Here is a 24,042-nt window from a genome sequence, read left to right as displayed (position 1 = left end):
CTTTGCCAATTACTCTTTATCGGCATAATAATCATAGTAGTAATGATTCTTTTCCAACTTGTAATGATTAAGAATGGCTCCGATAACCGTTGCCTTTGAGTTGGTTAATACTTCTTTTGCTTTACGTAAATTCTTCTTTTCTGTCGTTCCTGCTCGTATCACAAGGATTGTTCCCTCACACTTCTCTGCTAGTATTTGGGCATCTGCAACAGAAAGAAGTGGTGGCGCATCAAAGATGATCATATCGAATTTACCTTTCATATCTTTCATAAATCGATTCATGGATTTAGAACTTAGGAGTTCTGCTGGATTCGAAGGAATCGGTCCAGATGTAATGAGTTTTAGGCCCTCTATACCCGACTCTTTTACAACATCTTCAAACTGCCAATCACTAATGAATAGATTTGTTAGACCTGGTGAAATAAAATGATTAAAAGTAACATGCATGGTCGGTTTTCTTAAATCTGCATCCACCAGAAGAACGTTTTTTCCTTCTTGAGCAAAGGAAATCGCAATGTTAGCCGCAACAGTAGATTTGCCTTCACCAACTGAAGAAGAAGTGACTAATAACGATGTGAGCCCCTTATCCTTCAAAGAAAAATTAATATTTGCTCGAATGGAGCGAAACTGCTCTGCAAAAATAGATGTTGCATAATCATTAATTAATAGTTTCCTTGCCATATTTTGAGATCGATTTTTTTTGGCCAATCGCTATCACCTCCTCTTTCTATTTGCTTTGCTTTTAAACTTGCTCTTTTTCGTTTGCGTAATCGGGCTAACAAGGCCCAGAATCGAAACACCGACTAATTCTTGGATTTGCTGCTCTGTTTTAACGGTGTTATCGACAAATTCAATGAGAAAGGTTATACCTACTGCAATCATAAAGCCAACAGCCATGGCAATAATGAGATTCAACGGCAAATTCGGCGAAACTGGTTTGATATAAGGTTTATTAATCGCTGGCGAAAGAACGGTTACGTTATCAACATTCATCAATACTTTAATATCTTTCTGAAAAACCTCAGCAATCATATTAGCAATGACAACAGCTTTCTGTAATTCACGATCCTCAACAATAACCGTTAAAATTTGTGAATTTTGTTTACTTGTCACTTTAATATCTTTTGTCAGTAAATCAGGCGTTGTTTTCAAATTTAAATTCTCGATTACTTGAGATAAAATGACCGGACTTTTAATAATTTCACTATACGTATCAATAAGCTGAAGATCCGTCTGTATATCTTGCGTATTAATTTTCCCTTCCCCTGACTCTTTTTTGCTTATTAATATTTGTGTAGAAGCTTCGTAAATGGGAGGCAATAAATAATAACTTACGAGTCCAGTTGCTGTTACGACAAACAAGACGATAAAAATCGTAAGCACAATTCGTTTTTTAAAAGCCATCATGAACTCATAAAAGCTAATTCGATCTTCCAAGAACTCCTCTCCTTTCGACTACTAGTTTTGCGCGAATTTTGCTGGATACTAGTACGATTTTTTCCACTTCTTAAAAGGGATAGGGGGCAATGCATGTAACGCAGTTCCATTTATCACATGCTTAGCATTTTTCATAAAGTAACTTAATTGCCGATCAGAAAATTTTTTGCGTACTTCCTGATAAGCTTGTACGAGTAAAAAAGGATACGCTTCATGATGATGTGCATCTGATGCTATGAAATGGACTAGATTATGTTTAATAAGATCATTTGTGAATCGCTTTGCGGCATACCCGTCTATGCCGATTACACTCGAAGCAGTTACTTGTATGAGCGCACCTTTTTCAACTAACTCGTATACTTTTTGCTTTTTCTTTCGTAATACGACGTTCCTCTCCGGATGAGGTATGATGGGTAGATAACCTTTTTGGAGTAAACGAAAAAGCAATTCGAATGTATAGTGCGGTAGATGATCATTAGGAAGCTCTAACAACAGGTAGTTTCCATTGTCTCCTAACGTTACAAATTCGTTCGTCTTGTCCACATTCATCGCATTATAAAAATGGATCTCTTGTCCAAGTAACACTTCAATTGTTAGTTGATTCAAAGAAATTGCTCTTCTTAGCTCATCAACTGCTTCTTTTATTACTAGTGCGTTCGTATAATACTTATCATTGAGGTGAGGGGTTGCAATAATATGCGTTACCCCATTTGCTTCAGCATTTTTAACTAGTAGTAGTGCTTCCTCCATCGATTTGGGGCCATCATCTATTCCAGGTAAAATATGATTATGAATATCAACAATCACTGTTGAATCGCCCCCTTCCTACTGATTTTTATAAAGTGGTTCACCTTGCAAATCTAAACTATTCCCTCTGCCAAAAAAGATCTGCGTGACTTTCAGATTAGTATATTCAAGATGCATGGGAAAGATGATGATTTTATTAAGTACATTTATTGAATTACCTTCGACGACTCATGCAAACGCCACATCTAGGATCATCATGATCGTAAACCCTACTAAGTAACAAACCGTTGCCAGATCGGTATTCCCGCTTTCTTGCGAACCAGGAATCACTTCTTCCACAACGACGAAAATCATTGTACCTGCTGCAAAACTTAACGCAAATGGAAGTATAGGTTGGATTGCCATTACTGCAAGCACACCAATTACTGCAGAAATCGGTTCCACCATTCCAGAGAACTGTCCGTAAAAAAAACTTTTTCTACGGGACATCCCTTCTCTACGCAGCGGCATAGAAACGGCTGTCCCTTCCGGCAAGTTTTGAAGTCCGATGCCAATCGATAATGCCACCGCCGCAGCCAACGTTGCTGATGGCAAACCAGCAGCTACCGCCCCAAACGCAACTCCGATTGCAAGACCCTCCGGAATATTATGTAGCGTGATGGCGAAAACGAGCAGTGTACTTCGTCTTTTCTTTGCAGGTTTAAACCCTTCCGCCTGTTTCATAGACAACCCTGGATGTAAATGCGGTATGATTTTGTCTGCACCCCACAGAAAAAGACCACCGGCTAAAAAGCCAGCAGCCGCAGGAAACCAGGATGGATATGGACCATTTTCGGCCATCGCAATGGATGGTGCTAACAAAGACAAAAACTCGCCGCCACCATCACTCCGCCAGCAAACCCAAGCATCCCATCCATGAATTTCTGATTGACCTTTTTTGTAGTAAAAACGAATGCTGCTCCAACCGCCGTCATTCCCCATGTGAAGAAAGTGGCGATAAGCGCTTGTTGGAGTGGACTGAGCGTCATAAACTCTTCGAACATTATTTAGCTCCTCAGTTTTTAGCTAGTATATGATGCACACCTAGAAGATAGGACAAGGTTCGATGCTTTACGCTTGATGAAACCAGGTGATCTTACACATACAGAGGCTCGTTTTTACATAAATAGTCAACGGAAAATATGCATGAAGGAAAATTATCCAACATGTATTTCATTTAACAGTCTTTCTCACATGCATGACGCTCACAAACTAACACCTAATTACACGAGTAACACGTACAATCCAAACAAGCCAAAAGCAATACATGCAACGAATAGACTGTATGTATTGGAGGACCGCTTCACGGATTCAGTTAGAATCTCCTTCATCGCGATCATGTAAATCATTCCAACTGTCACGCTAATGAAAAGCGCCCATAGCAAATGATACTGCAAACCGATCCCATCACCTATGAAAGCCCCGACACCAACTGGTATTGAAAGGAGTACAGATAGGAGAAATAATACTGTTGATCTTACGCCAGCAAGTAACAAAGGTGTGAATAAGATCATCCCCTCGGGTATTGTGTGCAAAATCATTGCCTGTAAAAAAGCAACACTAAAATCATCGTGAGGACTTGCTCCAAGAACGACTCCCATTGGAAAGTTATGCAACATAATGATAATCGTAAGAAATAAGCCAGAACGGATCCATTGATTCTTTTGCGGATCATTGCGAATAAGCGTCTGTTTATGCAGCCACTTATGGGTGATCTTATAGACAATGACGCCAACTACAAAACCAATCGCAAAAACCGTCCATCCCCCTAACCGAATTGCTTCTGGCGCGATTTCTAAACTGAGCAACCCGAGAAGAAGACCCGCGCAAACAGCATAGATTGTCCCGATACTTCTCGTATAACGATTCATGACAGCTGCCATTCCACCACCTACGCCCAACCCGATACAAGTCGCTATAAAACTAACAACCCACATATGTGTCAATGAACCATCCTTTAGCTGATTGTTTCTATTGTTATATGGGGTTTAAATGGAGTTTATGCTAGCAACTTGTATGAATGATAGATGTTTTTTCCGTGTAGTGCCTTCTGCTATTGCGTATCAGACTTTTTTGGTCTTTATTCCAAAAAGAAAAGCCCTACAAGAATTTCTCCTTGTAAGGCTACTCTTTTACTCTTCTTCTAGTTCGAGACGGTTTTTCTTAAACATTTTCGATAAAATTTCGTAAACAATTGGAACAACAATTAGTGTCAGTAACGTCGAACTAATTAATCCACCGATAACGGTTATGGCAAGACCTTTGGAGATTAGCCCCCCACCGCCGCCAGTTCCGAGTGCCAATGGAATAAGTGCCCCGATTGTCGCAATCGCAGTCATTAATATCGGCCGTAACCTTGTCACACCTGCTTCAAGAACCGCTTCTCGCATGCTCAGTCGATCACGTTCCATACGAACAATTCGATCGACGAGTACAATAGCATTTGTGACGACAATCCCAATTAACATCAACAGTCCCATCATGACCGAAACAGAAATCGTTTCACCTGCAATCAACAGACCGACAAATGAACCAATAACAGTAAATGGTAACGAGAACAAAATCGCAAAAGGTGCGACACCTTCACGGAATGTAACAACTAGAATGAAGTAGACAATAGCGATTGCCGCTAACATGGCAACAATTAGTTGAGTAAATGTTTCTGTCATATCTGCAGCAACCCCAGCCACATCAATGGTTACGCCTTTAGGTAACTCTAACTTATCGATAGCTTCATCAACTTCTGTTGTCGCTTTTGAAATATCTTCATCTTTAATCGTTCCTGAAACGGTTGCATAGTATTCGCCCTTACTTCTTGAAAGCTCATTTAGCGTCGTTCCTTTTTCAAGCGTTACTAGTTCTGACAATTTCATCGTCGTGCCAAGTGCTGTTTGTACCTCAGTCGCTAGCAATTTATCAATCGACTTTGGCTGTTTTGCCTCTTCTTGCTGAACAACTACTTCTAACGTATTGCTGTCTTTTTCAATCGTCGTTAGCACATCATGTGTCCGCGAAGGGTTCAGCATCATAACGATTTGACCTGTCGTTAGACCGTACTGAAGCAATTCATCTTGTTCGACTTTGAATTTGTACTCGATGTATGCATCCTTCGCACTTGAAGAGACGTCCTCCAGTCGGTCGTTCTCATTCATAACACCTTCGACCATTTTTACAGCTTCATTTAATCGATCAAGATTTTCACTATAGAATGTGTAGCTAATCTCATTTGTCGGCATAGCCATTCCGAAGTTTTGGCTCTTCCATTCACCGGACTGACTAATATTGAATACATACTCTTCAACTTCCGTACGAGCCGCAGGGAAGTCCTTCATATCTGGATCGAAAATGAGATACATTAACGCACCATTTGACCCGCCACCCATCATCGCAGACATCGGATCCCCCGCGTCCGTAACAGACAACTGGACAATATCAATATCATCACGTTTCATTAGTTCTTGTTCCACAACTTCGATATTCGCTAACGTATCTTCCATTAACTCGCCCGTTTCTGGCGTGTATGTTAAATACATGACTTTTTCTTCTTCACTACCTAAGAAACTAAAACCAATCAGTGGCGTGAGTGCGATACTTCCTGCTAATAAAACAATTGAAACAATAGAGGTAATCCACTTGTGATTCAACGTCCAACGAAGAATCCCTTTGTAGCTTGTCGCCATCTTACCAATCTCTTTGTGGCGGCTATCAGTTTTCTCACTATATAACTTTTTCTTAAATAAGAAGTGTGATAGAGCAGGAACGATTGTTATTGCAACAAGTAAGGAAGCTCCGAGTGCAAAAGTCATCGTCAATGCGAACGGCATGAACAATTCGCCGACCATACCACCTACGAAGATGAGTGGTGCGAAGACTGCAACGGTTACTAATGTTGAAGACATAATCGGCTTAAACATTTCAATTGTCGCTTCCCGTACAAGTGCTCTACCGGACAATTTCTCTGTTTTTAAATGCAAGCGTCGATAGATGTTCTCTACAACGACAATAGAGTCATCGATGACACGACCGATGGCAACGGTAATTGCTCCAAGCGTCATAATGTTTAACGTGATATCCATCCAGTTCAGTAGCAACAAAGCCATGAAGATCGATACTGGAATGGAAACGATGGAAATAATCGTTGATTTTACATCGCGAAGGAACAACAAAATGATGAGCACAGCGATTAATCCACCAAACAATGCTTTTTCAATCATTGTGGCAACAGATTCTTCAATTGGTGCGCCTTGGTCAAGTGAAATATCGACTACAAGACCTTCTACAGCTTTTTCTTCTTCCTTAACGAGCTTCTTCACCGCATTTACAACTTCAACGGTATTTGCTTGTTGCCCTTTAACAACTTGAATGGCAATGGCTTCTTCACCATTTGTGCGGGATACCGATTGTACTTTCCCGACGATTTCAATTGTCGCGATATCACCAAGCTTCACAAATGGTGATGGGTTCGCTTCAGATGGTGTGACAGGAATCAGCATTCCCTTCAGTTCATCCACCGTCATGAATTTCCCATCTACTGAAACTGCTTGTTCCCCTTCTTCAAACTCATAAAGCCCCAATGAGACAGCTAGATCACTAGCTTGAATCATCTGTTTCACGTCTTCAGGCGTAATGCCCAGTTCAGCCATTTTCTCAGCGTTGTATGTTAACTCTACTTCTTCTATATGCTGCCCTGTAATCGTAGCCGAAGCAACACCTTCGATCTTCTCGATTTTTGGAAGGAGTATATCTTCTACAGTAGATGTTAACTCAACAATGTCTTCTGTTTCACTGCTTATACTCAACGCAACGACTGGCATCATGTTCATACTAATCGCTGTTATTGTCGGCGCCTGTGCACCTTCCGGTAAAGTTGCCGCATCTAAAGCGGATGCTAAAGCACGCTTCGCTTCATCCATATCTATTCCGTATTCATATTCCACTTGAATACTGGACATGTTAGAATACGAGTTGGAATATACTCCTTTAACATCTTCAAGGTTTTCAATCGCTTTTTCTAACGGAACGGAAACATCTTTCATGACTTGTTCAGGAGTTGCTCCTGGATAGACGTCCATAACCATTAAAAATGGAATTGAAATATCAGGCAACGTTTCTGTTTTCATCCGTGTCCCTGAATAAATACCTGTTACAACTATAATAATTGTTAGTAGCCATACTGCTAGTTTATTTTTCAATACAAAATTGACCAAGCCTTTCACAATGACACCTTCCCCTACATTGACTTTGAGAACTCATTTATTTATACTAATGACTACTCGGTCACTTGTCAACAAACGAGGAGTGATAATATGCACATGACAAAGAAACAACTAATTATGGAAAACGCTTTGGAACTCTTTGCAGAACAAGGTTTTGAAGCAACTTCTGTACAACAAATTACTGATCGCTGCGGAATATCGAAAGGTGCATTCTACTTAGCTTTCAAATCCAAAGATGAATTGATTTTAGCATTAATCGATCATTTCACTACGCAATTCACGTCAAATATTGACTACTTGGTCAATACTACAAAAGATGACGATGAACTCCTTTATAAATTCTATTATTTTGTTTTTGATTCGTTTGAGAGACATTCAGACTTTGCTAAGATATTAATTAAAGAACAAATGCAATCGTTTAACGAAGACTTCATGTTAAAGATGCGGTCATACGATCAAATGATGGAACAGACAATATTATTGATGGTGGAACGATTATTTGGCGATGCTGTTGATCGCACGAAACACGATCTTGTATACAGCATTAAAGGTTTTATGAAAATGTATTCGGAGTTGTTCATTTTCTATAACACGCCATTAGATGTAGACGTACTCGCTCGATCACTCGTGGAAAAGACGGAGATACTCGCTAAACATATCATTACTCCATTCATAACAAATGAGCTTGTTCAGCAGTTTCAGCACGGCATTTGCAAAGAAGTGTCAGTAGATCAGTTACTTGACGTTATCGAACGGACCTTGCATGACATTGATGCGTCTATTGAGAAAGATTCGTTGGAATTACTGAAGCAGGAATTACTAGAGCCGACGCTAAGCCGCCCGCTTGTTAAAGGTTTACTCGAGAATATCCAATTACATCCACATTGTAAATGGGTCGCTTATTTATTGAGGAAGCATTTTGGATTTTAATAGAGGGATATGCCGCGTTTGAGCGAGTTTTGCGGCGTTTGAGAGAAGTTTGCGGCGTTACGAGAAAGTTTGCCGCGTTCGAGCGAGTTTTGCGGCGTTACGAGAGAGTTTGCCGTGTTTGAGAGAAGTTTGCGGCGTTCTGAGAGAGTTTGCTGAGTTTGAGAGAAGTTTGCGGCGTTCTGAGAAAGTTTGCCGCGTTTTTGAGAAGTATGCGGCGTTCTGAGAGAGTTTGCTGAGTTTGAGAGAAGTTTGCGGCGTTCTGAGAGGGTATGCCGCGTTCATCAAGATTATGCGGCGTTCTAGCGAGTTTTGCCGTGTTGGTGAGTGCGCGGTAGGATTCAAGATGGGTGTTAATCAAAAGCACGCTAAATGGTTTTGACAAACTAATGGGTTGCTTGCGATGAGATGTGCGTTCTTTCTACACGAATGATTCGGGGCATTCATCCAAAAGCGACGTCCAGTATCATCATAACTGTGAAGCCAATTAAGTAACACATCGTCGCTAGATCGGTATTGCCGTTTTCTTGTCAACCTGGAATGACTTCTTCCACTACGACAAACAGCATCGCGCCTGCAGCGAAACTGAGCGCGAAAGGAAGAATGGGTTGTAATGCTACAACTGCAAGTACCCCGATTATTGCTGAAATAGGTTCTACCATACCTGAGAATTGCCCATAGAAAAAGCTTTTTCTGCGGGATAACCCTTCTCTGCGAAGGGGTAAGGAAACAGCTGTTCCTTCAGGTAGGTTTTGTAAACCGATGCCTATTGCAAGCGCGACAGCAGACGCTATTGTTGCTGATGGTAAGCCAGCAGCCACTGCGCCAAACGCCACGCCAATTGCAAGACCTTCGGGGATATTATGTAATGTTATTGCCAGGACAAGCAGCGTGCTCCTTCTTTTCCTTGTTGGTCGGAATCCTTCCGCATGCTTCAGCGACATGCCGGGATGTAAATGAGGAATGATTTTATCGGCAATCCACAAAAAGAGCCCACCTGCTAAAAAGCCAACAGCAGCTGGAAACCAAGATGGATAAGGACCGTTTTCTGCCATGGCAATTGCTGGTGCGAGCAGCGACCAAAAGCTAGCTGCTACCATGACACCGCCCGCAAATCCTAACATACCATCCATGAATTTCTGGTTCACTTTTTTCGTTGTGAATACGAAGGATGCGCCGACAGCTGTCATCCCCCAAGTGAAAAGCGTTGCAAGCACTGCTTGTTCTATTGGACTGCGCGCTGTAAAAAATTCAATCATCTATTTACTCCTCAGTTTTTAAGCTATTTATATGCGACAGACTTACCCGGTAAGACCACACTGCTATTCATACTTATTCCCATACTTCTTTGATTCTCGTCGTCGTCATTTATTTCAAACAATAAACATGTACACCCACATCACACCGAAACCAATACAAACTATGAACAAACTAGAGAGATTGGAAGATCGCTTTACGGCTTCAGGCAGAATTTCCTTTATTGTAATCATGTAGATTGTACCTACCGTTACACTAATGAGCAGACCCAATAGCATGTCAAATTGTTGCCCCATTTCATTGCCAATATATGCACCTATGCCAACAGGAATGGACACAATAATTGCCAATAGAAATATTACCGTTACACGAACGCGAGCAAGGAGTAGTGGCGTAAATAGAATCATCCCTTCAGGAATCGTATGAAGTGCAAGCGCTTGTAATAAAGAGAGATTGAGCGTTGTATGATGACTCGCTCCTAAAACAACGCCCATTGGCAAATTATGCAGTAAAATGATAACCGCCAACAAAATGCCCGAGCGAATCCATTGTGTCTTCTGAGCATCTTTGCGAATAATCGGATAGCGATGCAACCACTTATGAGTTATCACAAAAAGTAGAACCCCTCCGAAAAAACCTACGCCAAACACCAGCCATCCCCCTAAATGGATTGCCTCAGGTGCAATTTCTAAACTAAGCAATCCGAGTAAAAGGCCCGCACAAAGTGCAAAGATTGTCGCGATACTTCTTGTAGTTTGGTTAACAATTGCCGCCAAACCACCGCCAATTATAAGTCCAATGAATGTTGTAGAGAATCCCACAATCCACATATGTGCCAATGAACCATCCTTTAGCTAATTGTTTCTACTGTTATATGGAAAAAAAGCAAGTATTATGCGTAGTCAAATTCATGCAGTGTATAGCTATTAACAAAGTAGTGACTTCTAATAAAAACACTTTACAAGAATCGATCTCTTGTAAAGCTTCGTTTAAGGAATATAGAAAATAAATAAAAAATATTAGGCCTCTAAATCTTCATCTTTTAATGCTAATAAAATTGCGAAACCAATCCAAACAGATGTAATATCCATCGCTGTTTCTTTTCCGTTCCAAATTTGCGACTGCCACATTGCGAACCATTCGCTACCGATGACGATAAAACCAAAGAACCAAATCGCGAATCCTAAAATGAATGCATAAAAACCAAATGACTTCGCTTTGTTAAATTGGCGTCCTGTCCCACGTAAATTTTTCAGCATTTTGTACACACCGATGAATGCTAAGAAACTAAACGTTCCTTCTGCAATAATTAATGCCCAATAAGCAATTGTGTGCGCTGTAGAGCTTTCAATTGCTCTCCACATTAATGAATTTCCTTCAAACGTAGTGTCCATCGATAAAACATGTTGAACAAATTGATAGTTTGAGTTATAGTCCAACAAATTGCCAGCAAATACAAAGAAACCGAAAAGACCGGCAAGCAATAGCGTAACAATTTTCAACAAACGCAATGCGACTGTATTCATGAGAGTCACTCCTTTCCTATTCTATTTTCCTTTCAAATAGGAGATCGATGCGACGTTCGTTAGGTGCCAATTCAGAAAAAACCACAAGTTGTACAAACCGCCATCCTTGTTTTGCATACGCGGCAATGTGTTGCTCATAGTCTTCAGCAAAGGACATCCCCTCACGACCATGAAGTAAAGCAATTCGTTTCACGGTATACTCGTACATCGTAGATACCTCCTTATTCATCCAGGTCATTAATCCTATTCCATTAAACCCTCAACGATTCACCTTGTCAAGACTAAAGTTGCGTGTTATCCATTTTGTAAAAGGTATATAAAGAACTATAAAATGGAATTAATTACATAAATAGTTTTGCGGTGCGAAGGTAAAGATGAATGACTACCTTATGCCCTGTTGAAAGCAATAATCATTGTATTGGACTGAAAACCACTTGCCAAATTCCGTTTTCATTCGGTTTGTGAAGGGTTTGCTGGAGTCTATGGAAATATGAAGTTTTTCATCGGCATATTGGAACAATTGTAGAAAATAAGAGCTTTTACACAAAACCTATGCGACTTCTAGATTTTCGAACGCGAGAAATGGCTTGTATCTAAATGTCTCACGACGCGCCTAATTGGTTTGACATGCTAACGGGGTTGTTTGATGAGTGGATGGTTTTGTAGGAGTATGCGGTGTTTGAGAAGTTTATGCGGTGTTTGTGAGATGTTTGCGGTGTTTGAGGAGTTTATGCGGCGTTTGAGTGATGTTTGCCGCGTTTTAGGAGTTTATGCGGCGTTTGAGTGATGTTTGCCGCGTTTGAGAAGTTTATGCGGCGTTTGAGTGATGTTTGCCGCGTTTGAGAAGTTTATGCGGCGTTTGAGTGATGTTTGCCGCGTTTGAGAGATGTGCCGCGTTTGAGAAGTTTTTGAACCGGTTTTATGTGAAATCAGCGTTTTAACTTGATAACGAACAGAGATTTTGTAGATGTTTACATAATTCGGCAGTGTTTCTGTTTCTAACAAGGTTAAAGTTCATGGGAATGATTTAGTTGTCTCTGTGCATCCTTTACAAAAAATGATAAACTCTAAAATGGATTAGGAATTCGCAATGAATAAAGTTGGTTTTATTGATTGCTTCAGGAGGATATGAAATGAGTAATGAAGATAATTTCTGGCTCGATTTACCGAAGCCGTTTTTTATATTAGCACCAATGGAAGATGTTACAGATGTTGTATTCCGTCATGTCATTGCAGAAGCAGGCCGACCTGATGTATTTTTTACGGAGTTTACAAATACGGAAAGCTATTGTCACCCAAATGGTAGAGATAGTGTGCGTGGACGATTGACGTTTACGGAAGACGAGCAACCGATCGTGGCACATATTTGGGGCGATAAACCGGAGTATTTTAAACAAATGAGCATCGATATGAAGAAACTTGGTTTTCGCGGAATCGACTTGAACATGGGATGCCCTGTACCGAATGTCGCTGCCAAAGGAAAAGGATCAGGGTTGATTAGAAGACCCGATGTGGCTGCAGAGCTTATCCAAGCAGCGAAAGCAGGCGGATTGCCAGTTAGTGTAAAAACACGTTTAGGCTATGTTGAAGTCGATGAATGGCGCGAATGGTTAGGACATGTGTTGAAGCAAGATATTGCGAACCTTTCCATTCACCTCCGCACTAAAAAAGAAATGAGTAAAGTCGATGCACATTGGGAACTGATTCCTGAAATCAAAAAATTACGGGATGAGATTGCGCCAAACACGTTGTTAACGATAAATGGCGATATTCCTGATCGTGCAACAGGTATGAAATTAGTGGAACAATATGGCGTAGATGGCGTCATGATTGGTCGCGGTGTATTTACAAATCCATTTGCCTTCGAAAAGGAACCTAAAGAACATAGCGTGAAAGAGTATTTGAATTTATTGCTTTTGCAATTGGATTTGCACGATCAGTATTCAACAGAAGCTGAACCTCGTTCGTTCAAACCGCTTCTCCGTTTCTTCAAAATTTATATCCGTGGATTTAGAGGTGCGGGCGAATTACGGAATGAGTTGATGAATACTAAATCGACTGATGAGGTAAGAGCTTTAATCCTTCCTTTGTTGGATAAAGAGTTGGAGTGACAACAAAAGAGAGTGAAAGAGAGCAAACAAACTTTCTTTCACTCTTTTTGCACTCTATATTTCCAATCAACTAACTTCTCGTTTGTTAAACCCGTCACTTCTGCTATCACTTCCTAAGCCGTTCCCTTTTTTTTCATTTCATTTGCTACTTTTTCAATTCCTAGCTCATAACCTTTCCTTATCCCTCTTTCCTCATAGGATATCGGCAGTTCCATGAGCTTTTGTGCTTCAGGAGATTGTTGAATTTCCTTCATCAGTTGCTCCTCCTCTTCGTCGTTTAATTGTAAATATGTTTCAAAGAAACCATACAAGAGTCTTTGCCTTGCTTCATCGAGTTTCATATTTGCCATCATTCGTAAAAATTCGAGTTTGACATAAATTTTTTCTCTTTCAGTATAGCTTTACTAAGCAGAGCTGCCGCGACTGGATTTTTAGTTTGAATGTATTCTCTCCAATTTTTCTTCTTCAAATGGAGTGTTTTATACTGAAATCGCATGACATCAAAGGAAGGGAAAGATATGGTGAATTCTTGGACGTCCCATTCTTGGGGATAACTAAAAATTGCTATTGGGATAATAGGCTTTTGATACTTGTTGTAAAGTAAACTAAAATAGCTAAACATGCGACGATTGAAATCTTCCTGTTTACTGTTTTGTGGCTCCACATGGACGATAACGACAGCATCTTCATTTTTCAACTTCGTTTGCACCGCAATATCAAGCCTACGAGTACTTCCTCTTATTAAGTCAGAATGTACTTCCTCAGAGATTGGTTGAAGATGAGCGAATTTAAGTTCTTTGTGAACTTCTGGGAAAAAAGCTAATAGAAATTCTTCAAAGAAAGTATGAAGCAACTCTTTAAACAGCTTATCGTGATTTGTGTAAGCCGATTGTTTTTCTCGAATGGACAACGTAGTGACCACCTCTGCACCCCCCATTAATTACGAACATATACTCTTAAAATATATTATCATACTTATCTGTTAATAAAATCTATTAGGAGCTATACGAATAAATTTATTTACCATATTGTATAAATAATATTTTAGTTGTATAGTTATTCAATATATTATTTCTGAAAGGAATGGACTGTATGGAACATATGGGACTGTTATCGTTAATTCCCCCAATTATTGCGGTCATTTTAGCGATCGTTACGAAAAATGTACTGATTTCGTTATTCTCCGGCGTGTTTGCCGGTGTGCTTATTCTTGTTGGCGGGAATCCGCTGTCAGCTACGACTGGCGTCATTGGAGAATACTTATTTCCCCAACTGACGGATAGTTATAATGCAGCGGTACTTGTATTGTTGTTCTTCATCGGAGGCTTTGTTGCTTTGATGGAGAAATCTGGGGGCGGAGCGGCCCTTGCTGCAGCATCCATGAAATTTATTAGAACACGAGCAAATGCGCAATTAGCAGCTTGGTTCGGTGGCATACTCATATTCTTCTCTGACTTAGGTACGCCGCTTATTGTTGGACCTGTTTTTGAAAAAATCTTTGATAAGGTGAAAATTTCGCGGGAGAAACTTGCTTGGATTATTGATTCCACAGCCTCACCAGTAGCTGTTCTAATACCGTTTATCGGGTGGGGCGTCTATATTATGGGATTAATTCGTGCGGAGTTTGATAAGTTGAATATTGCTGATTCAGAATTCAGCACACTTATCCAAGTTATCCCTTTTCAATTTTATGCGATTTTAACAGTTTTGCTTGTGCCGTTAATTGCCATTACGAAATTGGATTTTGGTCCGATGGCAAAAGCGGAACAACGTGTACGTCAAACTGGCCAGCTGTATTGGCCAGAGTCCAAACCGTTGCGGAAAGCCGAAGAAATGAAGGACTATACGACGGGGAGCCGTACAATTCTCATATGGCTTCCGCTTCTCGTATTATTTGTTACGTTGTTTGGATTGCTCGTGTCGAAAGGTTTCCCGGTAACGCCTGTTCCTGGAAGCGAATTCCGTGTGGCGTTAAGTACGGCTTACTTGTTTGCGGCGATTACGATTGTTGTTTTAATGATTGTATATAAAGTGAAGAAATTCAATGAGATCTTTGATATTTATACAGGCGGCATGCAAAAGATGGTGTATGTGGCGACGACACTTGTTCTTGCGTGGTCACTTGGCAAAGTCATTGGTGAGATGGGGACTGCTGCTTATATTGTGGAAATCATGAAAGGGAATGTACCTGCATTTATTATCCCGGCCATTCTCTTCATTGTCGGTGCAGTTATGGCGCTTGCTTCTGGTACGTCTTGGGGTACATTTGCGATTATGTTGCCGATTGCAATTCCGATGGCGATTTCGTTGGACGCGCATATACTCGTCTGTATCGGTGCAGTTTTATCCGGAGGAATTTTTGGAGATCATTGCTCACCAATCTCTGATACGACCATTCTTTCTTCAACTGGAGCAGGCGCGGATCATCTGGATCATGTGAAAACGCAATTCCCTTATGCATTGTTGAATGCCTCTATTGCGCTTGTTGGGTTCATTGTTGCTGGTTTGACAGGAAGTGCTTATACACTACTCTTGGCAATACTTCTACTTGTCGTAACGACTCTCGTCTTATCGCGACGGAAACAAGCACAGGTTATTTCAGCATAGCTACAAGATTACAAGGTGGACAAATTGAGTGAACAGAGAAAATGCCTGATTGGAATGATCCTTCAGGCATTTTTACTATTTAAGCTTTCTACAACGCAAATTTAAAATGGCGACACTTACTCGCTTCCATATTCTGCCGCCATTGCGGCTGCTTTTGTCGGGTGAATAGTACCAAACGGGTGATTAGGAGGTGCATAAATCGAGTACAGCTTTAACGGAATACGTCCTGTATTTGTGAGGTTGTGCCATGCACCAGCAGGAATAAAGATTGCCGAGTCTTCCGCTACAGCAGCTTGAAAGTCTAGCCGGTCTTTTTGCTTCCCCATTTGTGTAATTCCTTCTCCTTGTTCAATGCGTATGAACTGGTCCACATCAGGATGTATTTCAAGTCCGATACTTTCTCCCGGTTGAAGGCTCATTAATGTCGCTTGTAAATAAGTTCCTGTCCATATGGCAGTACGGAAAGTATTGTTTTGTTTCGTCGCTTCATCAATGTTCAAGACAAATGGTTGCGGTCCATAATCTGTAGGAGCCGTTTGATATGGAAAATAATTGTGATGAGAGGGATAGGCCTGCATCGCTCCATTAGGACAAGGTTGATAGGTTGGATTACCTGCTGAATGCTGCATTGAACCATTCCAATAATTGCGCGGTTGGTCCGGATAGCCGTACGGTGGATAATACATAGGACTCGCTCTTCCTTTCAAACTTTTCTTCTAGCATATGCGAATGTCTTTGAAACGTCCTTTAGTTATGGATTTATCGTTACGTTTCTGCTGTTTTACCTTTCATCCGTACACCTAAAAGAAATCCTCCATCGATCGGTGTTGTTCGTTCTACATGCCTATCGGTCTTGTTTGATGGATTTTTAGTTGCTCCTCCAATAGAAGTATGAGCTTTTGCTTGACCGATTCCGTTGTCACAAGGCAGCTCACTTCTGAAAATTTCGTATGAATTAGTAACTCATAGCCTTCATTCAGTTCAGGTGAATAGCCATAATAGCGATGATGTTTATCGATTGGTATGGACTGGTAGGACTGCAACCGATTCCACGGGACAAAACGGTTACCACAAACAATTCCTTGTTTTAGAAAAGCGAATAGATTCCATAGTTTAGGCAAGTTCCACAATATTGGAGCGAACACGATAGCGGCAGGAAAATGACGTTTTAAGAGGAATGTTTCAACTACAATCCACACAGTGATGAAAAAAATGACTAGACCATTTCCCCATACAGCCATCTTTTGGTGAGAGAGGTCCGGCTTGCCAACCGTTTTATTCGGATGAACTTGAATGGAATTCCACTCAACTTCTGTCAATGGAAAAACAACCGTCTGTCTCATCTTAAAAAGAATACGAATGAATCGAATAGTTAAAAAAAGAAGTATGGATACCCATAAACCCGTAATAACTGTAATGTACATGAAATGCTCCCCCCTCTTCGATTTTCAGTATCGATCGATTATTCACCATTTATTTAAAGAAACACGCGCTAGCACTTTAACTGTAAACACCTTCCAATTGAAAGTCAATCCACCCATGTAAAAACAAATCAAAAATTTCAATACATAAACGATGAGGGGAAGGCGGATGAAAAAAGCCAACCAGAACTTGTCTGATTGACTCGCTTTTACGTATGCATTCCTTACAATGGTACCCGGGCAAGTAAACTCCACGTCTTGCTGTTTATTAACTTTTCAATGGGTACTTCGATATCACCGCCTAAATAGGCTGTGTCACCTTTAATGGCAACGACCATCGCTTGTAAAACAGGGTCAGTATTGTTTTTCTGATAGACATCGCCAATTTTAGGCGTATACGTCTGACGTATATGCTGTTCTTGTCTCTTTGCCTGTTCGGCCGATTCATGGCTATCGGGTTGTGCCAAGTCAATGATCGTCGCCCCTTCTTCCAGCCTCGGTACCATGACCCAGTACTCACTATGTTTAATACCGTTGGATTTATTACTGATAACACCATTTGCTTCAATAGAAGAAACGATTTCAATCGCATGAAGATGGTGATGATCCAAGGAGTCTGGTTTGGGATTAATGATTAAAATATAATCTCCCACACTCGCCTTTGCTTCTTTATGCAATGTATACCGTTCATAATTAAATAGGAAACTATCCAAATGCTTTGGTTTGTACAGTGTAATTTCTTTTGCAGTAACGATTTCCTGTTCCAAGTCTTCAAGGCGAATAAGGTGCACAGACTTTTTAAAGAACGGTTTGACGGAATACACTTTGTGCAACTTATTGTTGTAATAGACAAATTGTCCTTTTCGAACGTTTAATAAATTCACTAAAATCACACCTCTTGAGAATTTTTGTAGCTAAAGGCTTATTCTTTTTGCTGAATGATTTTGTAAAAAGAAACAACCATTAATATAACGATAAGGGAAAGCGGCAATGCGGAAATGATAAGCATATTCTGGAAGCCTTTAATCCCACCGGAGTACATGACAATCGCCGCCATTGCAGCTAGCGTGAGACCCCAAACGATTTTGACGACGTTGGACGGATTCAATTGACCACCTGTACTGAACATACCAAGAACAAACGTTGCCGAATCGGCTGATGTGATAAAAAAGATTGCAATCACGAATACAGTGATGAAAGACAAGATTGTACCGAGCGGATAATGTTCGTACATACCGAATGTCACTGTTTCTGTGATTAATGTAGACAGCTGGGCAATCCCATTTTGCTCCAAGTATAATGCCGATCCGCCGAATACTGCAAAGAAGATGAACGTAACGAGTGTTGGAGCAAGCAAAACACCTGCGACAAACTCTTTAATTGTACGCCCTTTTGACACACGCGCGATGAACATCCCCACAAAAGGTGCCCACGAAATCCACCAAGCCCAGTAGAAAATCGTCCAATCGTTAATCCATTGACGTTTGTCGCCATTTAACGGTTGGAGCTCAAAACTCATTTCAATAAAATTACTCGCATACTTCCCGATCGATGTCGTAAACAGATTTAAAATGTACATCGACGGTCCGACGATGAATAACAAAATGAGCAGGATGAACGCGACAACAATATTGACTGTACTTAAGTATTTGATGCCTCTGCCAATTCCAGACCATGCTGAGAGTATAAACAAAACCGTTGCTACTAAAAGAATGATGAGTTGGAACCAAAAGGTTTTCGGTGCATCAAATAAATACGTCAATCCGCTGTTTATTTGTGCTGAACCAAATCCAAGTGTAGAAGCTACTCCGACAACCGTTGCGAAAATGGCAAGTGTATCCACTATATGACCGACAGAGCCTCTCATTATTTTTTTGCCGAATAACGGTTCCAATGTAGCACTAATTAATCCTGGCGCACCTACTCTGAATTTGAAGTACGCTAACACGAGCGCCACAATACTATAAAGTCCCCAGCCGTGAAGCCCCCAGTGAAACATGACGTACTGAAGGGATTCAATAATTGCTTGGTCGGATCCCGGTGTTGCATTTGGTGAACTGATAAACGCATGGGAAATCGTTTCCGCTGTCGTAAAAAACATAAGGCCAATTCCCATACCTGCACTGAAAAGCATTGCAAACCATGCAAGTAAACTAAAATCCGGTTCATCATTTTCTTTCCCTAATTTCACCTTACCAAATCGGGAGAACATCATGTAAAAACAGAAACTGATCATGGCGACAATAACAAAAATATAAAACCATCCAAAGTGATCATAAATAAATGCTGTTATTACCTTTGTTGAATCGTTTAATTGAGCGGGAGCAAGTGAACCCCATAAAACAATCGCTATACAAATAACGACTGCATACCAAAATACTCTCGTAATATGCAAAAAAACTTCTCCTTTCGACTTATTCTTTTTAATTGCAACGTATTCATCTACTCATTCAAAGCGCGACAAGTTATCTAGTTAGCGTTTAAGTATTCCCTATTGAAAACAAGACTAAACTTTTTTACTCTAATTTTTCGTTTACATAGCTAAAAACTTTACCATATCAACGTTTCTTAAGAACAATCTAATATTTCCAAAGAAAAACATATAGACAGTGAAAGCGCTTTATAGTAACGTATAAGGAAACTTAAAGGAATTTGTCCTTAAATCACACTTACTATCTGGAGAGGAGGTTACATATTGCTCGTTACCATTGGCGTTATTGGACCTGCTGAATCGGTTGAAAAGATTCAATACGTTGCAGAAGAGTTTCCACATGCAAAGTGCATTCCATTCATTTACGAAAAAGTGAGTGAATTACCTGACCTCATTGAGCAAGGTCGTCCAATTGTCGATCAGTGGCTGTTTTCCGGGATGATGAATCATATGTACGCACTGCAACATGAACTGGTATCGGAAGAACAGTCGAATTACCCTTATTTACACGGTTCCAGCTTTTTTGTCAAACTACTTGAAATTCAAGAGAAAGAAGGAAGAATGATTCACTCTGTGAGCATTGATTACATTACGGATGAAGAAATGGAGAAAGTCGTCTCCTTTTATAATTTTGACCATCTCCGTTTTAGTACAATCCCTTCTTCTTTTAACGGGGACAGTAAGCAGATCGCTAGTTTGCATGAGAAAATGTATAAAGAAGGGAAAACGGAAGTAGCCATTACGGCGTTAAATGATGTATTCGATCGCCTTCAAGCCGTCAACATCCCTGTGTACCGGCTCACTCCTTCGTACATTGCGATCAAGTTAGCACTTGAGCTACTTATTGAAAAAGCTCAGTCAAAACACTATGAAAACTTGCAAATGGCTGTTCTCGGCTGCCAAGTGTTGAACGCACATGAAAACATCGAACAATCCATTTTTGAATGGAAGCACCAAGATTTGCTCGTAAAAAAAGATTTGCTCACATTAACGCAAAAATTGAACGGATCGTTTGTTGAGAATGCTGATGGTCTTTATTCCATCTATACGACGAAAGGTGAAATTGACGAAGACATTGAAGCTTCATTACTGAACATGATTGAAACATTCAAATTGAATCAGCAATTGGATGTCGGTTTTACGATTGGTTACGGACAAACCGTTCTTGAAGCTGAACAACATGTGCGACATGGGCTCAATCAATTGCAAGCCGATGAAGAACCGTACATTTTAATTGTCAAAACAAAGAAAGACATTACGCAAAAAATCCATAGCGATTACGCCAATCAATTGAACACGACTGAAATGCGTGCCACGTTACAAGTCCGGTTCCAGTTGACGGACAGCAACGCCCGTGACGTTTTGCGATTAGCTTTTCATTGCCAACGCTATAACCGACAAGCATTTACCGCGGACGATGTGGCGCAATGGTTTTCGCAAACGAAACGGAATGCGCGGCGTATCTTATTGGAATTACAACAAGCCGGGGTCATTGAAATTCATGAACGAACGCAAACGACACAAAGAGGACGACCGAGCAATGTGTACCGCTTTTCGGACAAGGAACTCCTCTTCGGGAAGGAGGAGTAAGTGATGGAACAACTCACTAGTTGGATTGAAGAGAAGTTGCGACAAGTCAACCTTGTTGAAACGATGGACCAACCTGAAGGGTTTTCCCGCCTCGGTTATTCAGAGGAAGAACAAGCCTCTCAGGAACAATTCCGGTCCATCGCGAAAGAGCTCGGCTTGCAAACGTTCCAAGATGCAGCAGGCAACCAATGGGCGGTATGGCAAGTTGACGAATCAGCGCGTTTTATTGCTACAGGCTCACATCTCGATACGGTTTACAACGGCGGCGGATACGATGGTGTAACAGGAGTCGTCGCTAGTCTTGCCGCGGTCAAACTACTAAAAGATGCTTGTTTTAAACCGACAAAGAACATTGCAGTGATTGCCTTTGCCTGTGAAGAGTCTGCGCGGTTCAATGTATCAACGATCGGTAGTAAAGCGATTGCCGGATTGTTAGATAAGGACAAACTTGCTTTGTTTGAGGACTCAAGTGGCATCACGTTAAAGAAAGCGCTTACATATTGTGGATTGGATTGGGACACCGTTCATGAGGCTCGACTAGAAGATGAACAGCTTGAGCAATTTATCGAATTACATATTGAACAAGCGACGCAACTTGAAAAGACAGGGACAGACATCGGGATTGTCCGAGCGATTGCCCAACCGACGAGACTTCGAATTACTACCATTGGCAAAACAAATCATACAGGTTCCACTCCGATGGACGAACGGCAAGATGCGCTCGTTGCAATCGCACCGCTTATCAGCTTCATCGAACAGGAAACGCTTGCGGTAAATCGACGAAATATTCCACTTGTCGCGACGGTGAGCACAATCCAAAATAGCCCAAATGCGATGAGCATGATCCCGGGGGAAGTCGTGTTAGGCGTCGATATTCGAAGTACAAGTGCTGCCGCAAAAAACGAACTGGTCCAAAAGATTAATCATTTCGTTAGGACCATCGAAGCAAAACGAGCGGTGACGGTCTCGATCAAAACACTCGTTGACGATGACCCGATTGAGTTGGACCCATCGATACATGCAACGCTTACCCAACTATGCAACGACATCGGATTGTCATCGATGGAATTAAATAGTGGTGCGGGACATGACGTGATGAATCTAGCAAAACGCTGGCCGTGCGGGTTGCTTTTCATCCCTTGCCGTAACGGAGTGAGCCATCATCCGTCAGAACTTGCCGATAGTGACGATCTATTGAAAGGAACGAAAGTGCTTGCCGAATATTTAAAACGAGCAGCAAGCAATGAAGACCCATCATTAGACTGAAAACTAGGAGGAATTTTTACATGTATACATTCATCAAAGACTATATGGATAACAATGCAGACTACTTCAATGAGGTATCCGCTTATATTTTCCAGCATCCAGAAACAAGGTTTGAAGAATTTGAATCTGCAAAGTTTCTAGCAGAGCAATGTGAAAAACAAGGTTTTACGGTCGAGCGTAAACTTGCCAATATCCCTACTGCGTTTAAAGCAACATACGGTTCAGGGAAGCCGGTCATTGCTTTCTTAGGTGAGTATGACGCTTTGCCCGAATTGAGCCAAACGCCAGGAACAGCTAAAAAGGAGCTTGTTGAAGAAACCCCTCATTTCGGACATGGATGCGGACATAATTTACTCGGTACAGGCGCATTTGCTGCAGCTTGTGCAACGAAAGCCTATTTGGAAGCGAACAACTTGCCAGGTACGGTCGTCTTTTACGGCTGCCCAGGTGAAGAAGGTGGATCGGGAAAAACGTTCATGGTGCGAGACGGTGCGTTTGAAGGCGTTGACGCCGCATTGACATGGCATCCGTCACCGGGTAATTCCATTATGAGCCGACCGACGCTAGCAAACTACCAAGTCGCTTTCCGTTTCAAAGGGATATCTGCACACGCAGCAAACTCCCCTCACCTTGGCCGAAGTGCGTTGGATGCGGTCGAATTAATGAACGTCGGTGTCAATTACTTACGTGAGCATATCATTCAAGATGCTCGTGTTCACTATGCCGTTACCGATACAGGCGGTCTATCCCCTGCAGTCGTGCAACCCCAAGCGGAAGTGCTGTACTTGATCCGTGCACCGAAAAACAATCAAGTCGAGGGCATCTATAAACGGATTTGCAAGATTGCTGAAGGCGCAGCACTTATGACTGAAACGAACGTGGAAATTGAATTCATTAAAGCGTGCTCCAACTATGTGCCAAATCGAAGTTTGGAACAAATCCTTCACAAAAACTTAAAAGAAGTCGGAGCTGGTGAAGTGTCCGCCGAAGAAGAGGCATACGCAAAACAGATTTGGGAGACATTCTCATCTGATGAGCAAGAATTTTACTTAGATGTTATGAGTGGATTCGGCTATATCGGAGACGGTAGTGAATTCAAAGGCAAGTATTTGAATGATCAAATTTCTGATTATGTCCCATCTGAGGAAATTTTCTATGGCTCGACAGACGTAGCGGATGTCAGCTGGGTGCTCCCTACTGCCCAACTTACGGCTGCAACAAGTACGCTTGGCACGGCACTTCATACATGGCAAATGACGGCCCAAGGGCTTTCAGATTTTGCGCATCGCGGCATGATCCGCGCTGCTTCTGCAATGGCTTTGACTGGTATTGATCTACTCACTTCAAGTGAAAAACTTGCACAAGTGAGAGAAGAACATGCTCAATTTGAGCACCAAAACCCATACAATCCGCCGATTCCGAAAGATGTCAGTCCATCTACGCTTGGCGGAAAAAGAATCTACTAAA

The 24,042-nt window shown here is 41.3% G+C and carries 20 protein-coding genes and 2 pseudogenes; 6 read left to right on the top strand and 16 right to left on the bottom strand.

The annotated features are described in order from the left end of the window. Positions 1-9: 9 nt before the first annotated feature. The 6 genes and pseudogenes from NRI27_RS08260 to NRI27_RS08235 form a co-directional block, all read right to left on the bottom strand. Positions 10-708 carry a CpsD/CapB family tyrosine-protein kinase gene (locus NRI27_RS08260; RefSeq protein ID WP_371390279.1) on the bottom strand — a complete coding sequence of 233 codons (699 nt, stop codon included), beginning with the start codon at positions 706-708 and terminating at the stop codon, positions 10-12. Between the two features lie 6 nt (positions 709-714). Further along, entirely contained in the window at positions 715-1,437 is a 723-nt protein-coding gene (locus NRI27_RS08255) for a YveK family protein (protein ID WP_371390278.1), read from the bottom strand. A gap of 48 nt (positions 1,438-1,485) precedes the next feature. After that, the gene (locus NRI27_RS08250; protein ID WP_371390277.1) at positions 1,486-2,244 is read right to left on the bottom strand and encodes a tyrosine-protein phosphatase; all 759 of its coding nucleotides are present in this window, start codon (positions 2,242-2,244) and stop codon (positions 1,486-1,488) included. A gap of 168 nt (positions 2,245-2,412) precedes the next feature. Continuing rightward, a pseudogene (locus NRI27_RS08245) lies at positions 2,413-3,227 on the bottom strand (ZIP family metal transporter). A 219-nt stretch (positions 3,228-3,446) separates the two neighbouring features. Then, a complete protein-coding gene (locus tag NRI27_RS08240; protein ID WP_371390323.1) occupies positions 3,447-4,160 on the bottom strand; it encodes a ZIP family metal transporter in 714 nt (237 codons plus the stop codon). A 195-nt stretch (positions 4,161-4,355) separates the two neighbouring features. Next, complete coding sequence (locus NRI27_RS08235; RefSeq protein WP_371390276.1) at positions 4,356-7,439, bottom strand: efflux RND transporter permease subunit; 3,084 nt, start codon at positions 7,437-7,439, stop codon at positions 4,356-4,358. Positions 7,440-7,529: 90 nt separating this feature from the next. On the opposite strand from NRI27_RS08235, the gene NRI27_RS08230 reads away from it, so the two are divergent. Beyond that, on the top strand, positions 7,530-8,369 hold the full coding sequence (locus NRI27_RS08230; protein WP_371390275.1) for a TetR/AcrR family transcriptional regulator: 840 nt from the start codon (positions 7,530-7,532) through the stop codon (positions 8,367-8,369). A 440-nt stretch (positions 8,370-8,809) separates the two neighbouring features. Here NRI27_RS08230 and NRI27_RS08225 read toward each other — a convergent pair. The 4 genes and pseudogenes from NRI27_RS08225 to NRI27_RS08210 all read right to left on the bottom strand — a co-directional run bounded on the left by NRI27_RS08225 (position 8,810) and on the right by NRI27_RS08210 (position 11,357). Further along, positions 8,810-9,625: pseudogene (locus tag NRI27_RS08225) on the bottom strand (ZIP family metal transporter). A gap of 114 nt (positions 9,626-9,739) precedes the next feature. Then, positions 9,740-10,453, bottom strand: a complete 714-nt coding sequence (locus tag NRI27_RS08220) for a ZIP family metal transporter (RefSeq protein WP_371390322.1) — start codon at positions 10,451-10,453, stop codon at positions 9,740-9,742. A gap of 189 nt (positions 10,454-10,642) precedes the next feature. Next, complete coding sequence (locus NRI27_RS08215) at positions 10,643-11,149, bottom strand: DUF2165 family protein (RefSeq protein WP_317943881.1); 507 nt, start codon at positions 11,147-11,149, stop codon at positions 10,643-10,645. 16 nt (positions 11,150-11,165) lie between these two features. Next, positions 11,166-11,357, bottom strand: coding sequence for a DUF4177 domain-containing protein (locus NRI27_RS08210; RefSeq protein ID WP_371390274.1), 192 nt, complete (start codon positions 11,355-11,357; stop codon positions 11,166-11,168). A gap of 925 nt (positions 11,358-12,282) precedes the next feature. Here NRI27_RS08210 and NRI27_RS08205 point away from each other — a divergent pair. Next, positions 12,283-13,260 carry a tRNA dihydrouridine synthase gene (locus NRI27_RS08205; protein ID WP_371390273.1) on the top strand — a complete coding sequence of 326 codons (978 nt, stop codon included), beginning with the start codon at positions 12,283-12,285 and terminating at the stop codon, positions 13,258-13,260. Between the two features lie 113 nt (positions 13,261-13,373). On the opposite strand, the gene NRI27_RS08200 is transcribed toward NRI27_RS08205, so the two are convergent. Together NRI27_RS08200 and NRI27_RS08195 are read right to left on the bottom strand one after the other, a co-directional pair. Continuing rightward, complete coding sequence (locus tag NRI27_RS08200) at positions 13,374-13,514, bottom strand: hypothetical protein (RefSeq protein WP_371390272.1); 141 nt, start codon at positions 13,512-13,514, stop codon at positions 13,374-13,376. Positions 13,515-13,609: 95 nt separating this feature from the next. After that, on the bottom strand, positions 13,610-14,170 hold the full coding sequence (locus NRI27_RS08195) for an RpnC/YadD family protein (RefSeq protein ID WP_371390271.1): 561 nt from the start codon (positions 14,168-14,170) through the stop codon (positions 13,610-13,612). A 182-nt stretch (positions 14,171-14,352) separates the two neighbouring features. Here NRI27_RS08195 and NRI27_RS08190 point away from each other — a divergent pair, with 182 nt between their 5' ends. Beyond that, positions 14,353-15,867 carry a Na+/H+ antiporter NhaC family protein gene (locus NRI27_RS08190; RefSeq protein ID WP_371390270.1) on the top strand — a complete coding sequence of 505 codons (1,515 nt, stop codon included), beginning with the start codon at positions 14,353-14,355 and terminating at the stop codon, positions 15,865-15,867. Positions 15,868-15,983: 116 nt separating this feature from the next. On the opposite strand, the gene NRI27_RS08185 is transcribed toward NRI27_RS08190, so the two are convergent. From NRI27_RS08185 to NRI27_RS08170, 4 genes are all read right to left on the bottom strand, one after another. After that, a complete protein-coding gene (locus NRI27_RS08185) occupies positions 15,984-16,553 on the bottom strand; it encodes a cupin domain-containing protein (protein WP_371390269.1) in 570 nt (189 codons plus the stop codon). 150 nt (positions 16,554-16,703) lie between these two features. After that, positions 16,704-17,291, bottom strand: coding sequence for a hypothetical protein (locus NRI27_RS08180; RefSeq protein ID WP_371390268.1), 588 nt, complete (start codon positions 17,289-17,291; stop codon positions 16,704-16,706). Between the two features lie 221 nt (positions 17,292-17,512). Further along, a complete protein-coding gene (locus tag NRI27_RS08175) occupies positions 17,513-18,172 on the bottom strand; it encodes a hypothetical protein (RefSeq protein WP_317943856.1) in 660 nt (219 codons plus the stop codon). 38 nt (positions 18,173-18,210) lie between these two features. Further along, positions 18,211-19,683: a BCCT family transporter gene (locus tag NRI27_RS08170; protein WP_371390267.1), complete on the bottom strand. Its 1,473-nt coding sequence runs from the start codon at positions 19,681-19,683 to the stop codon at positions 18,211-18,213. A gap of 300 nt (positions 19,684-19,983) precedes the next feature. Here NRI27_RS08170 and NRI27_RS08165 point away from each other — a divergent pair, with 300 nt between their 5' ends. The 3 genes from NRI27_RS08165 to NRI27_RS08155 are packed head-to-tail and all read left to right on the top strand — an operon-like array spanning position 19,984 to position 24,041. Further along, entirely contained in the window at positions 19,984-21,309 is a 1,326-nt protein-coding gene (locus NRI27_RS08165; protein WP_371390266.1) for a helix-turn-helix domain-containing protein, read from the top strand. 3 nt (positions 21,310-21,312) lie between these two features. Beyond that, positions 21,313-22,575: a Zn-dependent hydrolase gene (locus NRI27_RS08160; RefSeq protein WP_371390265.1), complete on the top strand. Its 1,263-nt coding sequence runs from the start codon at positions 21,313-21,315 to the stop codon at positions 22,573-22,575. A 20-nt stretch (positions 22,576-22,595) separates the two neighbouring features. Next, positions 22,596-24,041, top strand: a complete 1,446-nt coding sequence (locus NRI27_RS08155) for a M20 family metallopeptidase (protein ID WP_371390264.1) — start codon at positions 22,596-22,598, stop codon at positions 24,039-24,041. The last annotated feature ends 1 nt before the right edge of the window (position 24,042 follow it).

Origin of the sequence: Sporosarcina sp. OR05 (assembly GCF_041414805.1) — a bacterium.
Taxonomy (GTDB): domain Bacteria; phylum Bacillota; class Bacilli; order Bacillales_A; family Planococcaceae; genus Sporosarcina; species Sporosarcina saromensis.
This window is presented reverse-complemented; position numbering and strand designations above follow the sequence as displayed.

Coding starts and splice junctions, on each gene's coding strand:
- NRI27_RS08200 (WP_371390272.1), bottom strand. CDS start 13,514: ATGAAGGAAATTCAACAATCTCCTGAAGCACAAAAGCTCATGGAACTG.
- NRI27_RS08240 (WP_371390323.1), bottom strand. CDS start 4,160: ATGTGGGTTGTTAGTTTTATAGCGACTTGTATCGGGTTGGGCGTAGGT.
- NRI27_RS08185 (WP_371390269.1), bottom strand. CDS start 16,553: ATGTATTATCCACCGTACGGCTATCCGGACCAACCGCGCAATTATTGG.
- NRI27_RS08180 (WP_371390268.1), bottom strand. CDS start 17,291: ATGTACATTACAGTTATTACGGGTTTATGGGTATCCATACTTCTTTTT.
- NRI27_RS08205 (WP_371390273.1), top strand. CDS start 12,283: ATGAGTAATGAAGATAATTTCTGGCTCGATTTACCGAAGCCGTTTTTT.
- NRI27_RS08190 (WP_371390270.1), top strand. CDS start 14,353: ATGGAACATATGGGACTGTTATCGTTAATTCCCCCAATTATTGCGGTC.
- NRI27_RS08220 (WP_371390322.1), bottom strand. CDS start 10,453: ATGTGGATTGTGGGATTCTCTACAACATTCATTGGACTTATAATTGGC.
- NRI27_RS08160 (WP_371390265.1), top strand. CDS start 21,313: ATGGAACAACTCACTAGTTGGATTGAAGAGAAGTTGCGACAAGTCAAC.
- NRI27_RS08210 (WP_371390274.1), bottom strand. CDS start 11,357: ATGTACGAGTATACCGTGAAACGAATTGCTTTACTTCATGGTCGTGAG.
- NRI27_RS08230 (WP_371390275.1), top strand. CDS start 7,530: ATGCACATGACAAAGAAACAACTAATTATGGAAAACGCTTTGGAACTC.
- NRI27_RS08155 (WP_371390264.1), top strand. CDS start 22,596: ATGTATACATTCATCAAAGACTATATGGATAACAATGCAGACTACTTC.
- NRI27_RS08215 (WP_317943881.1), bottom strand. CDS start 11,149: ATGAATACAGTCGCATTGCGTTTGTTGAAAATTGTTACGCTATTGCTT.